Source organism: Flavobacterium akiainvivens (genome assembly GCF_001278115.1).
Classification (GTDB): domain Bacteria; phylum Bacteroidota; class Bacteroidia; order Flavobacteriales; family Flavobacteriaceae; genus Flavobacterium; species Flavobacterium akiainvivens.
This window is the reverse complement of sequence record NZ_LIYD01000005.1, coordinates 832,560-845,213: the sequence shown is the minus strand read 5'-3', so window position 1 is coordinate 845,213 and position 12,654 is coordinate 832,560. Positions and strand designations below refer to the sequence as shown.

The following is a 12,654-nucleotide window of genomic DNA, read 5'->3' as shown; positions in this document are numbered from 1 at the left end:
CTTTTTTACCATTTCCAATGCTGTATTTTTTCATTTCTGACATTTTTTTTATTCGTCTAAAGAGCCGGAGTATGCTTTGTTTCGTTTCATGAGCATAAAAAGGTTAGTGTTTAGCAGGTACAAGGTTTTGTCAAAAAAATACGACCCGAATGGGTGGAGATTATTTTGCAAACCCGGAGGGCAAGACCTTGTTCCTGCGTTAAGAACACGGAAATACCTTTGCTCTTGAAATGGAACAAAACAGCATACCGGCTTCTTGAATAAAACCGATGTGGAGGCCAATGAAAAAGGCATTTGGGAAATGGTCTGTGTGATTACAAAATCTGCATCCTTGCAGCAGAATTTTTTAAACAAGACTATTACAATAGTGGCTTTGGAAGCCACATAAAGGATACTGGATACTATTGAAGAAGGTTGTGCAGGGGATTTTTCAGTATGCTTTATTAAAAAAATCCAATCAAAGCTCTTTTATGAAGAGTAGGATTTGTGTCGGAGAAATAAATGTGCTTTGAGGATAAATACGGGCATAAAAAAAGCAGGATCGTTAAATCCTGCTTAATGATTTAGCTTACTTAAAACTAAAAAACCTCCAATTTTGAAAAATGATCTCTAAAATGAACCATTAAAATCTCTACAAACCTTCCAATGATATAGCCTTTAGTTGCTTCATCAGGTGCCGTACTATTAGACCAATAAGTCGTTACGATTTTAAGACCGTTGGCATGATCTTTAGGTTGTAATAAAACCTTTTCAGACCATTGGTCTGGAGTGTGATTGTAAAGAACCTCTTTATCCTTATTTAGTTTAATCTCCCAGGTTTTTAACTCTCCCTTTTTGATTTTTGCATTGATGCTATTGAATAAAGCATCCCCATCTTTTGTGTGTATAATTATTTGCATACTATAATTGTTTTATATGCCTAACTATTTGACAAATAGAATACCATTCTTTAAAAAACGACAAAAGGACATACTTTTATAAAACAGAGTGACAACCTGTTAAGGTGTGAAAGCATCCTCCATAGCCTTAAATTTATGCACTATCAAATCCATGTCTTTGCTAATCTTCTGACTAGTTATCTTAGCATAAATCTGTGTGGTTGAAATATTTTTATGTCCCATCATTTTGCTAAGGCTTTCAAGTGGCACACCCTCGGTCAAAAACATTGTTCCGAATGTATGTCTCGCCGTGTGAAACGTTACTTTTTGTTCGGTTATAATTTTCACTTCTTGGATTAATTTATTAATATAACTATTGCAAACCTTATTGGTTGGAACTGGGAAAATAAATTCGTTTCGGGTAACACCTGCATATTTTTCGATTAATCGCTTAGGAATTTCCATTAATCTGACATTTGAAGCTACATCCGATTTCTGTCTACGGCTTATGATCCACTGATGGCCGTCAAAGAAAGATTGGATATTACTCTTCTTTAGTTTCTTGATATCAATATATGATAAACCCGTGAAGCAGCTGAAAATGAAAAGGTCTTTGACAAGTTCATGTTTTTCTTCTGTAAGCGTATGGAAAAGAAGGGTTTCTACATGGTTCTTTAATAAATAGCTCCGATCATTTTCCTTCATGGAAATCTGGTAGTCTTCAAATGGATTTTTTCTTATCATTCCATTCTTTATCGCAATCTCTGCTACGCGATAGAGGGGCATTGTGTAAACCCAAACTGTATTATGCGCACATTCCTTATCTACACGTAAAAACAAATCAAATTCTCTAATGAAATCACATGTTAATTCTCGAAAAGCCATATCGTCCCTAAAATACCTGGAAGTAATAAATTCCTTGAGGTGATTGTAAACAATTTTATACTTGTAATAGGTGCTCTCTGAGCGTTCTCCCTTAGCAACCATTGTTTCAAAATCCTCATTGTTCTTCTTAAAAACTTTTAGAAGAGAATCTTCCATCACACCAACACCCAAAAACGAAAGCTTTACTTTCTGTGCGGTTGCAAAGCCTTCATCTTTGAGCATATCCTCGTAAATCTTATTGATACGCACGCGGATTTTATCTAATTTCTGGTTAGTGTTTAATGCTTGGCTACTCTTGCCCAATACACGTCCGTGTTTTAAATCCCAGCTATTAGGGTCGATTTCCAGCTTAGTTGCAAATGTTTTTGGGATTCCTTCAATGGTAATCCTTCCCATGACAGGGACGTTGCCGTTCTTTTTTGGTTCATTTTTCTTCAAGTAAAACAGTAACTTGAAAGTGGATCTTTTCGCTGTCTCCATAACTCAATTGTTTAATGTTTAAAATTAACTATCAATGAGTTACAAGGAACTATGAAAAATAATGCAAAAGACTGAATTATAGTTTTTTACATCAATCATTACCAACCTAAATAGGTAATGATTTAGTAACCCAACCTTGTCTTTTTAAACCCAAAATCCATCGTACACCGAGTTCCAAATTTAGACTACTGTTTTATAAAGCACTGTATAGCAACGATTTTAATCGTTTTGCTTATTTTTGCTTTTTACTAATCTTTTTTATCTAAAATAAGATGTGATTTTACTTTGCTGCATTTATATCCGGGCCTAATATGCCCCATATCTTTACCCTCATTAAAGTGCTCAGAAATATATTGTATTTCCTGAATAAGCAGAAGATAATAACGGTTAGCCTGTTCTTCAGACCAGTTTAAAAATGTATATTCATAAATATCCTCAAGGTCTTTAAAGGCCTTTGCTGAAATGCGATATTGATTCATACGTGCTTTTTGCGAAGGTTTTCAAGATGTTTTTGTGGGTTAAAATCATCAATAAAACCGCTGTTTTCTCCTTCTTCAAGTTCATTTCGGAGCCTCTTAATTTTATCTTCTTCCAATTCCAATAATCGAAGTGCCGAGCGTATTACTTCACTCGCAGAATTATAGCGTCCTGACGCTACTTCCTTACTTATAAAATCATCAAAATGGTTACCTAATAGTATTGATGTGTTTTTAGCCATGACGAATAAATTTTTATAAAAATACCAAATATTGGTATAAATTACAATGTTGCTGAAGAAATATTCGAAATATAAATTGGCATTTATTTAATAGCAAATTATCAAACTATTACAATAATTATGGCTAATTTTAAGGGTAGCCAAAAATGTAATAATCACCTTTAAAATTTAGATGCCATGGAACATGCAATTACACCGGAAGAGAATGGCAGTTTAGTAAATGCCTTTCACCTTAGTATGGCCGATTTCCAGAAAGAAGCCAACGAAGTAAACAAAGCCGAAGAGGCATCGTGCAGCCTGCAACTTAAGAACCTGTTGTTAACAAACCTTAAGTTGCTTAAATTAAACGAAATTACAAACGTGTTGCTGTTTTAAGCATCCTAAAAATAAATGCTATGAACGATAAACCTAAGAATACTAAAGACGAATTAGAAAACCTTGATGCGCTAACCGACTCTCAGGGTAATGATATTGATGATACTGACAAATATCTGGCTATAGAGCAGCCCGGAGTTACCTATACGCATGATACAACGCCAACATTAAATTCTGACCATGCTGATTATGGCAGCGAAAGCCGTAAAAAAGAATGGAATGAGGAAGGGGGAAACAGCGAGTATAGTGATGCTTTTAACCAGGATGATTACCTGCTTGAAGATAACCTTGACCTTGATGAAGACCAAAACCAGTCCATATCCAGCGATGACGAGGATTATGAAGAAACCAACGAGCGTTATTAAATTAACGCCAGTCTTTATACCTAAATCCCCATTACAATTTTGTAATGGGGATTTTTTGTATGCTATAATAATTAGTTCTTATTAATTACCCTGAGAAGTATCTGATGATGTTGATGATGAAGGCGGCGTTTGAGTTGCGCCCTGCTGGGTCATGTTGCCATCAACTTCTTTTACAATAATAATTGAAGCCTTAAAGCCTGTGGCAAGGTTCCACTGGTTGCCGGTTATCTGGGTTTCCTTATCGTCATAAATACGGAACTCAGCCGTGTTAGGTCCAGATGTACCCTGGTTAAGTGCTTCAAAATCAATCTTATTAAAACCGTCTTTAAGCGTAAGGGTAATGCCTTTAAAATCGCTGGTAAGGGTTATTTCGTCCACCACGGTAACATCGTTTACCAAAACCTTTATGCGGTCGCCGTCTACATACTCAAAGTCGCGCGCCATAATTTGCACATATTTAGACTTGCTGCGTACCTCGCCAAAAAACTGGTTACCGCGGTAAGCCTCATTACTTTCGCCACGGGGTTTGACCTCTGTGCGTTTCTGGTAGTCATCGGCACGGCTGGCAAAGCGCTCATTATCGGTCATTATAGAGGTTTCGCCCTTTTTTTGAAGCGGCGTATATGCCGGGTATTCAAACATTTTTTTTTCTTCCGGCTGGTAGTTTATTTTACGCTCGGGGTTAGGCGCTACGGTAGTTTGCGAAGGCTGCACGGCCACATCAGGTGTAGCCTTGGGTATAGATATGCCCGTAGTCCTCTTTTCGGGTTGCGCCCAGGCACCCAAAGCGGTAAAAAGCATTATGAATAAAATATACTTTTTCATGCAGAAACTTCTTTAGAAACAAAGTAACAAAAATTTTGCCATTAGTGCTTAGGCACTTAACAAAATTGTAGGTAAATAACGTTTTTTACAGACTTAAATTGCCTTAAAGGCACGTTGTGATTATAAAACGCCTGTATAAAAGCATTTTGGGGCAACAGGTAGTGTGGTTAAAATATTTTTTTCATATTTGCCAAAACCAATACTTACAATGAAAAAGAGCTTACGCTTGCTTACTGCCTGTTTTATAATCATCAGCCTTAGCTCGTGCAAAATGGGCCGTTTTGTGTACTATAACTTTGCCAATATAACAGACCACAAAATATTTCCGTACCGCACCGCTACAAACGATTCGGTAAAATTTACGTTTGAGCAGTCTGATAGCCCAAAATTTCCTAAAATGCTTACCCTGGGGAATACTGAGGTTGAATTTGGCAAATACCTGGAAGACAATAAAACGGTAGCTTTCCTTATCATAAAAGACGACTCCATTCACTACGAAAAGTACTTCAGGGGTTATGACGAGGCGGCGGTAGTGGCATCATTTTCCATGGCTAAATCGGTTACCTCAATGCTTATAGGCTGTGCCATTAAAGACGGCCTTATACAATCTGTTGATGAACCCATAACCAACTACATACCTGAGTTTAAAAATAAGGAAGAATTAAGCAAGGTTACCATTAAACACGTGCTGCAAATGACAAGTGGCATTAAGTTTAACGAAAGCTATGTAAACCCTTTTGGCGATGCTGCCACATACTATTACGGTACTAACTTAAGGAAGGCTATTTACAAACGCAAGCTGGCGCAGCAACCGGGTACTGCCTTTAGCTACAGCAGCGGCGATACCCAAATACTGGGGCTTGTTTTAGAGCGTGCGCTTAAGGGTAAAAAGATTACCGAATACCTTCAGGAAAAAATATGGAAACCCCTGGGCATGGAGTATGATGCTACCTGGAGCCTTGACCGTGAAAAAGACGGGCTTGAAAAAACGTTTTGCTGCATAAATGCCCGTGCCCGCGATTTTGCCAAGCTGGGCAGGCTGTACCTAAATAAAGGTAACTGGAATGGTACACAGGTTGTTCCGGAAGACTGGGTTGCGGCATCTACCACGCCCGATACTACAAACGGGGGCGTAAGGTATTATAAATACCAGTGGTGGCTGGAGCAAAACGGTAATTATGCCGCACAGGGCATACTGGGACAGTTTATATTTGTGTGCCCGTCTAAAAACCTGATAATTGTAAGGCTGGGCGAAAGTGAGGGCAATGGTAACTGGGAATACCTGTTTAACCAGCTTGCTGAAGGCTATTAAGCTATTTGTGCCTGCCGGTGCGGCTTAGCTCGGCGTTCCAGTCATCGGCGCTGTTATTGCGGTCGCGGTCATCCGTACGGTGTATGTTGCCGTTTTTATCATATTCGGCATTGTTGCCCATATTATCTTCGGCACTGGTTTTTCCCTGTTTGTTTTTATCGTCTATCATAAAAATGGCTTTAAAATGCCAAGTTACGCATAAGCACGTAATTACTGCCTTAAAGGAATGGTAAAGTATGAGCCTATTGTGTATGTGCTGACAAACAAAAAACCTCCGGTCCACGGAGGAACCAGAGGCAGCATATATAGAGAGTTAAGTTTCTAAAGCTATTCTACGAGCACAAATTTCGCCTTGCAGGGCTCAAAACACGGATAGGTTATAATAAGATTCCCATTTTCTATGGCATATTTTAAAGTATATGAAGCTTCACATTGGGCGGTTATGGTGCCGTTAGCGTCATTATAGGTACCGCTTGATGCCGTAGTGGCAGCAACATCCATAAAACACAGGTTGCCGTTAGAGGTTACTGTTCCGTTTGCGGCAAACTTTAGCGTTTTATCACTTTCTACAGCTGTAAAAGTACCTGAACCATCGCCGGGGTCAGCCAGTATTTGGGTCAGCCTCCAGGTGTTAACCAGCTCAGGGTTTGTGTTGTTGTTATCATCGTCACTACAGGCTACTATAACAAGCAACACTGCAAAAAGTGAGAAAATTGTTTTCATAATCAATTGGTTTCTTGTAAGATGCAATTCTGTAAAAAGGTTGCGTATGGCCCACAAAAAAGCCGCAGGTTACTGCGGCTCTTAAGCATTATAAATGTATTTGGGGTTTTTGGAGGTATTATGAATTTCCGTACAGGTTAGACTCACCACCGTCTATGGCAATGGTTTGCCCGTTTACATAGCTGCATTCATCACTTAAAAGAAACGCAACCAGTTTGCCCACTTCTTCGGGCTTGCCCAGCCTGCGGGTAGGGTTGCGCTGTGCATACTCAGTTTCGGCAGCCTGTGGGTCGGCCGGGTTTACCTGTTTAAAGGCTTCGGCAACCATAGGGGTAAGAATAGCACCCGGGGCAATGGCATTGGTATAAATACCGTCTTTGCCATATTCTATAGCCGCATTTTTAGTCATACCGCTTACAGCGTGCTTGCTGGCTACATAAGGCATTTGGTTTACCACCCCGCGAATACCGCCTACCGATGCTACGTTTACAATCCTGCCGCCGCCCTGTTTTTGCATAACAGGTATTACATAGCGGAGGCCATAATATACGCCCAGCAGGTTAATGTCTATAACCTTTTTAAACACCTCAATATCATAGCTGATAATAGGTGCCTGGCGGCCTTCTATACCGGCGTTGTTGTAAAAGCCGTCTATAGTGCCAAACTGGGCTACGGTAGCATTAACGTAATTTTTTACGGCTTCTTCGTTGCTTACATCGGCAACAATGCCTAAAATTTTAGCATCCGGTGTAAGTGATTTGATTTCGGCAGTAGCCTTATCAAGGGCTTCCTGGTTGTAGTCTACAAGGGTAAGATTGCCGCCTTTCTGGGCAACAACTTTAGCGGTGGCAAGGCCAAGGCCCATAGCACCACCGGTAATTATTATGGTTTTTCCGTTAAAAGAACTCATGATTTATATATTTTTCAGGTCAAATTTACGCCCTGAAAAAGCAAATCGCGGTTAACGGAATGTTAATTGTTTCTTTTTGAAGCGATAAGTTATTCTAAGCCGTAAAGTTCGCTTGCTGTATAATATTTTAGCCCAAGCTTATTAGCAAATTTGCAGATTTCCTCCAGTTTTTTCATGGAGGCCTGGTGTGTGCCAGATGGTTTTTCTACCGGTTTATGGCCATAGAAAATCACTATTTTATTTTGGTCTTTGGCATACTGCATCAGGCTCTTAAGGTATTTTATATCGGCATGGCTGTAGCTTTGGTCAATGCCCAGGCCAAAAACAAGGCGGCTTCCATTATAATAGCAAGCCTGCTTTTGTGGTGCATACCTGCCATAAGTAGTGCCGCGTATAATATCAAAATAATCAAGCAGTAAGGTATCTATACGCCCATTGCGCGAACCATATGGGTATGAAAATGACCGCAGGCTAAAACCATCTTTACCCATAGCCTTAATCATGGGCTGGATTTCGTCTTTTGCATAGCGTTCTGTGCTTTTCCCGGCAACATATTGTTTAGAATTTACATGGTTGTAGCCGTGGCCTGCAATTTCATGGCCATTTAGTTCAAGCCCGTAAATCTTATTTTTATGCTCCTGCGAAAGCTGCTGGTATTTGGTAACAAAAAAGGTAGCTTTCCAGTTGTAAGCACCCAAAATTTCGTCGGCATCACACCATTCATCGGCATAATCGTCGTCAAAAGTTAGTACAATACCGGCTTCATAAGGGTCGCCCGCCGCGTGTGGGTCATCGGGGCTGCACGATATCAGCAAAAAGAGCAGTAAAGCCGGGTACAGCTTTTTATAGTAGGGCATATAGTTGGTGGTGTTTTGTTGGTCAAAAAATTGTTTGTTAAATATAAACGCCGCGGCAAAATTTTTAGCATTGGCGATGACTAAATTATTAACAAAATTTTAAGATTCAAAAACTATTCCAACTTTAAAAATTAAGAAATATAATTCCAGATGTTTTTCTTTTTGGTCATTTCAATATAGGCATTGCGTAGTGCAGTATTTTCTGGAGCTATCATACCGGGGTCTGCCTTAAGCAGGGCAATAGCATACTGGCGTGCCAGGGTAAGTATTTCTTTATCCTTAACAATATCAGCAATTTGCAGGTTAAGCACACCGCTTTGCTGCGTACCCATAATATCGCCCGGGCCGCGCAGTTTGAGGTCAACTTCGGCAATTTCAAAACCATCGTTAGTGCGGCACATGGTTTCAATGCGGGTTTTGGTGTCGTTACTTAGCTTTTCGCCGGTCATGAGTATGCAATAGCTTTGGTCGGCACCACGGCCCACACGCCCCCGAAGCTGGTGCAACTGGCTGAGGCCAAAGCGTTCGGCACTTTCAATAACCATAACGCTGGCATTGGGCACGTTAACGCCTACTTCAATCACGGTTGTCGCCACCATTATATTGGTTTTATTAGCTGCAAAGCGGGTCATTTCGCTGTCTTTTTCGGCGGGTTTCATTTTGCCGTGCACTATGCTTACACTGTATTGCGGCAGCGGAAAATCGCGTGAAATACTCTCGTAACCGTCCATCAGGTCTTTGTAATCCATTTTTTCCGACTCCTGTATGAGTGGGTATACAATATATACCTGCCTGCCAAGGGCAATTTCATCTTTAAGAAATTTCCACACCTTTAGGCGGTTGCTGTCATACCGGTGCACGGTTTGTATGGGTTTACGGCCGGGTGGCAGCTCATCTATAACCGAAATATCGAGGTCGCCATACAGGCTCATGGCCAGCGTGCGCGGAATAGGCGTGGCGGTCATGACCAGCACGTGCGGCGGAATATCATTCTTGCGCCACAGCTTGCTGCGCTGCTCTACGCCAAAACGGTGCTGCTCATCTATAATAGCAAGGCCCAGGTTAGCGAACTGTACTTTGTCTTCCAGCAGAGCGTGGGTGCCTATGATAATGTGCAATTCGCCGCTTTGTAGCGCTTCGTGAATTATTTTACGCTCAGCGGTTTTGGTAGAGCCGGTAAGTATTTTTATGTTGATGCCCAGGGGCTCAGCCAGTTCGCTTAAGCCTAAATAGTGCTGGTTGGCCAAGATTTCGGTAGGGGCCATAAGGCAGGCCTGGAAACCGTTATCAAGTGCCAGGAGCATACACATTAATGCCACAATGGTTTTGCCCGAACCCACATCGCCCTGCAAAAGGCGGTTCATTTGGGCGGGCTGGCCAAGGTCGTTACGTATTTCCTTAAGCACCCGCTTTTGGGCATTGGTAAGCTCAAAGGGCAGGTGGTTTTGGTAAAAATCGGTAAAATAACTGCCCACGCTGCCAAACGGGTGGCCCTTGATTTTATGTTTGCGAATTAAATTCTTGGTTATAAGCTGCAGCTGAATGAAAAACAGTTCCTCAAACTTTAGGCGAAACTGTGCCTTGGTAAGCAAATCCTGGCTCTTGGGAAAGTGTATGTTAAACAGCGCCACGTTTTTGGGCAGCAGGCTAAGCTCGTTAATAAGCGGCTGGGGGAGTGCCTCGCTAAACAGTGCCTGGGTTTCCATAAACAGTTGCTGCATCATTTTGCTCATTACCTTGTTGGTAATGCCACGCTGTGTGAGCTTTTCGGTACTGGGATACACGGGTTGCATGGCGCTGCGCAGGCTGGCCTCGTGTTCGGCAAGGGGCTCCATTTCGGGGTGTGCCATATTGAACACGCCATTAAAGGCCGTGGTTTTGCCAAAAATTACATAGGGCTGGTTGAGTTTTATGTTTTCGCGAATCCATTTTTGGCCCTGAAACCACACGAGTTCCATATCGCCGGTGCCATCAGTAAAGGTGGCTACCAGGCGGGTACGTTTTTCGCCCACGGTTTTAAGGTGAATGACCTTGCCTACCACCTGAACCTCGCTGCCGTTGTTAATCAGCTCGTTAATGCGGTAGTAGCGCGTGCGGTCTATATAGCGGTTGGGGAAAAGGCTGAGCAAATCGGCATATTTGTGGATGCCCAGCTCTTTGCGCAACAGTTCGCCACGTGCCGGGCCCACGCCCTTAAGGTATTCTATGGGGGTTTCAAGCAGGTTGTTCATCCAAAATTATTCAGCTATAACCGCCTGCTTAGAAGGCAGGTGTTCCGTCACTCTAACAATTGTGACCAGGTTTACTAACCACAATATAAGCAATATTCAAAAATTAATCACTTTTGAGAACTCTGCCCAAAAATAAATACGAAGATAATTTTTTAAACACAAAGACACAAAGGCCACCAAGAAAAATCTACCTACAAGCACACAAAGCTTTGTGTATAAAAAAATAAATGCGTCCGGTCGAAAATTATAACCATCTAAGAATCTAACAATCTCCTTAAAAACATTTAACCCAAAACACCCCTTATAGTAATGTTAATTGGCAATATGTTAAGTAGGGTGTTGCCTAATTTCGCGGCAAAATTACTGCATAATGCAACCTGAACCCTTAGCAACAACGCTATTGCTTATACCCGGCGGCAGCGAACTGTCGTTACCCCAAAATACCGGCCGTTTTAAAACGGCGCTTACTGAGGCTGTGTCGCAAAAATCGGCGCTTATAATTATGCTGGCCGATAACCCGCTGATACCCGAAGACGTGCTGCACACTATTTCTAAATATAAAAATGTACTGCTTATAGAGTCTGCTGCTATTGCTACAGAAGATGATGTTTGGCGTGAAGCCGCAGCAATGCTTTCTGACAACCATCTGCCGCAAATGGTTAGTAATGGGTTTGACTACCAGGTGGTGCAAATGCAGCTGGTTGATGTGGTGTATGAGGATTATGAGATTATATCTAAGTATCTTTAGGATTGGATTGTTCGATGGTTGGATGATTCGATTTTTCGATAATTCGATATAAATAGAAAACTACCCCGCCCTTTTGGTCACCGCTCAGGAGGACTATGGTGTAGACACAAATAGTGTTTGATTTTTTCTGACACCAAGGCCACAAAGGTTTTGCACTAAGAACACCAGGTTTTTTACTCCTGAAGCCCACAAAGATTGTATCCTGAAAAGTGGGAAACTACTGGGCCGCGCTTCGACAGGCTCAGCGTGACAAGCCGGAGTAGTTGCGTGAAAGCCAGTCAGCCCGTCCCCGATAACTATCGGGAGTCTCTGAGGCATGCCTTATAATACAAATTATCGAACAATCGAATCATCCAACAATCGAATCATCCAACAATCGAAAAATCGAATTATCGAATTATCGAAAAAACTATTCGTTTTTGACCACTTTAATCCAATCTACATACACTTTGGCGTTTCCGGCTTTAATGTCGTCTACTGTGGTTTGGGGCAGGCCGAAATATGGTTTTTTAACACCGTTGGTCTTGGCAGGGTAGCCGCCGCCCAGGGCAAAATTCACAATAAGGAAATGGGTGTTATCAAACGCCCACGCGCCATAGTTTTCAATCATGGGGCGGGTAACGCGGTAGTACAGCACATTATCAACATAAAACAGCAGGGCATCTTTTTGCCAGTCCACAGTATAAACGTGCCACTGGGTAACATCATTTTTCTTTTCAAGGAACAGCTTGTTAACCAGCGGTGTTTCGCCCGAATAGTTTGGGCCGTGCAGGGCAGCGCTCACCCAGTCTGCCTCGCCTACATATTCCATAATATCAATCTCGCCGCAATCAGGCCATTTTTTGTTGATGCCCAGCGCCCAGAAGGCAGGCCAGTAGCCGCTTCCGGCAGGCAGTTTTATGCGTGCCGATATTTTGCCGTATACAAATTCTTTCTTGCCGCGCGATTCCAGCTTGCCCGAAATAAAATCAAACGTTTGGCCGTCTTTGGTTTTAAACCCGGGCGTGTAGTGTGCGTTTATAATAAGCGCGCCGTTTTTGGCACCCGTTACTTTATCAGATAATTGTAGTGTGGCGGTGCTGTCTACATAAGCCTGTAGCTCATTGTTGGTAACATGCCCGGTTACGGCCACATTCCAGTTGGCGCGGTTTATTTCCTTACTGCTAAAATCATCAAAAAACACTACGGTTTCTTTTACGGAAGGTTTTACGGTTTGCGGATTGTTCTCATAAAAAGCCAGGGCGCTAATGGCCAATGCTGACGCAACTGCGGCCAGCAATGATTTGTTTTTCATTTGGATAGATGTTTTGGAAGTGTGAAGATAACGATTTTAAAATTAGAATTCAG

16 protein-coding genes are annotated in these 12,654 nt (G+C 41.8%); 5 read left to right on the top strand and 11 right to left on the bottom strand.

Annotation, left to right across the window (positions count from 1 at the left end; translation table 11 throughout):
* Positions 1 to 256: 256 nt before the first annotated feature.
* Positions 257 to 388 carry a hypothetical protein gene (locus tag AM279_RS20935; protein ID WP_262494122.1) on the top strand — a complete coding sequence of 44 codons (132 nt, stop codon included), beginning with the start codon at positions 257 to 259 and terminating at the stop codon, positions 386 to 388.
* Between the two features lie 190 nt (positions 389 to 578).
* Here the strand turns inward: AM279_RS20935 and AM279_RS03795 are convergent, their stop codons facing one another.
* From AM279_RS03795 to AM279_RS03780, 4 genes are all read right to left on the bottom strand, one after another.
* Positions 579 to 899 (bottom strand): hypothetical protein, encoded by a 321-nt coding sequence (locus tag AM279_RS03795; RefSeq protein ID WP_054406325.1) that lies wholly within the window; start codon positions 897 to 899, stop codon positions 579 to 581.
* Positions 900 to 998: 99 nt separating this feature from the next.
* A complete protein-coding gene (locus tag AM279_RS03790) occupies positions 999 to 2,243 on the bottom strand; it encodes a site-specific integrase (RefSeq protein ID WP_054406324.1) in 1,245 nt (414 codons plus the stop codon).
* Positions 2,244 to 2,491: 248 nt separating this feature from the next.
* On the bottom strand, positions 2,492 to 2,722 hold the full coding sequence (locus AM279_RS03785; protein ID WP_074961523.1) for a type II toxin-antitoxin system RelE/ParE family toxin: 231 nt from the start codon (positions 2,720 to 2,722) through the stop codon (positions 2,492 to 2,494).
* Complete coding sequence (locus AM279_RS03780; protein ID WP_054406323.1) at positions 2,719 to 2,961, bottom strand: type II toxin-antitoxin system ParD family antitoxin; 243 nt, start codon at positions 2,959 to 2,961, stop codon at positions 2,719 to 2,721. The genes AM279_RS03785 and AM279_RS03780 overlap by 4 nt, the downstream gene beginning before the upstream one ends.
* Before the next feature lie 177 nt (positions 2,962 to 3,138).
* Here AM279_RS03780 and AM279_RS03775 point away from each other — a divergent pair, with 177 nt between their 5' ends.
* Positions 3,139 to 3,336: a hypothetical protein gene (locus AM279_RS03775; protein ID WP_054406322.1), complete on the top strand. Its 198-nt coding sequence runs from the start codon at positions 3,139 to 3,141 to the stop codon at positions 3,334 to 3,336.
* 20 nt (positions 3,337 to 3,356) lie between these two features.
* The gene (locus AM279_RS03770) at positions 3,357 to 3,701 is read left to right on the top strand and encodes a hypothetical protein (protein WP_054406321.1); all 345 of its coding nucleotides are present in this window, start codon (positions 3,357 to 3,359) and stop codon (positions 3,699 to 3,701) included.
* Positions 3,702 to 3,782: 81 nt separating this feature from the next.
* On the opposite strand, the gene AM279_RS03765 is transcribed toward AM279_RS03770, so the two are convergent.
* Positions 3,783 to 4,526: a hypothetical protein gene (locus AM279_RS03765; protein WP_054406320.1), complete on the bottom strand. Its 744-nt coding sequence runs from the start codon at positions 4,524 to 4,526 to the stop codon at positions 3,783 to 3,785.
* 208 nt (positions 4,527 to 4,734) lie between these two features.
* Between AM279_RS03765 and AM279_RS03760 the strand changes: the two genes are divergently transcribed.
* The gene (locus AM279_RS03760; RefSeq protein WP_054406319.1) at positions 4,735 to 5,838 is read left to right on the top strand and encodes a serine hydrolase domain-containing protein; all 1,104 of its coding nucleotides are present in this window, start codon (positions 4,735 to 4,737) and stop codon (positions 5,836 to 5,838) included.
* A gap of 1 nt (position 5,839) precedes the next feature.
* Here the strand turns inward: AM279_RS03760 and AM279_RS20590 are convergent, their stop codons facing one another.
* From AM279_RS20590 to recG, 5 genes are all read right to left on the bottom strand, one after another.
* Complete coding sequence (locus AM279_RS20590) at positions 5,840 to 6,007, bottom strand: hypothetical protein (RefSeq protein WP_160316424.1); 168 nt, start codon at positions 6,005 to 6,007, stop codon at positions 5,840 to 5,842.
* Positions 6,008 to 6,165: 158 nt separating this feature from the next.
* Entirely contained in the window at positions 6,166 to 6,561 is a 396-nt protein-coding gene (locus AM279_RS03755; protein WP_054406318.1) for a hypothetical protein, read from the bottom strand.
* Positions 6,562 to 6,679: 118 nt separating this feature from the next.
* Positions 6,680 to 7,471 (bottom strand): glucose 1-dehydrogenase, encoded by a 792-nt coding sequence (locus tag AM279_RS03750; protein WP_054406317.1) that lies wholly within the window; start codon positions 7,469 to 7,471, stop codon positions 6,680 to 6,682.
* Between the two features lie 89 nt (positions 7,472 to 7,560).
* The gene (locus tag AM279_RS03745; RefSeq protein ID WP_082344173.1) at positions 7,561 to 8,328 is read right to left on the bottom strand and encodes a polysaccharide deacetylase family protein; all 768 of its coding nucleotides are present in this window, start codon (positions 8,326 to 8,328) and stop codon (positions 7,561 to 7,563) included.
* Positions 8,329 to 8,459: 131 nt separating this feature from the next.
* On the bottom strand, positions 8,460 to 10,559 hold the full coding sequence (gene recG, locus AM279_RS03740) for an ATP-dependent DNA helicase RecG (RefSeq protein WP_054406316.1): 2,100 nt from the start codon (positions 10,557 to 10,559) through the stop codon (positions 8,460 to 8,462).
* 370 nt (positions 10,560 to 10,929) lie between these two features.
* On the opposite strand from recG, the gene AM279_RS03735 reads away from it, so the two are divergent.
* Complete coding sequence (locus tag AM279_RS03735) at positions 10,930 to 11,307, top strand: hypothetical protein (protein ID WP_054406315.1); 378 nt, start codon at positions 10,930 to 10,932, stop codon at positions 11,305 to 11,307.
* A 409-nt stretch (positions 11,308 to 11,716) separates the two neighbouring features.
* Here AM279_RS03735 and AM279_RS03730 read toward each other — a convergent pair whose 3' ends face one another.
* Complete coding sequence (locus AM279_RS03730; RefSeq protein WP_054406314.1) at positions 11,717 to 12,601, bottom strand: glycoside hydrolase family 16 protein; 885 nt, start codon at positions 12,599 to 12,601, stop codon at positions 11,717 to 11,719.
* Positions 12,602 to 12,654 lie beyond the last annotated feature (53 nt).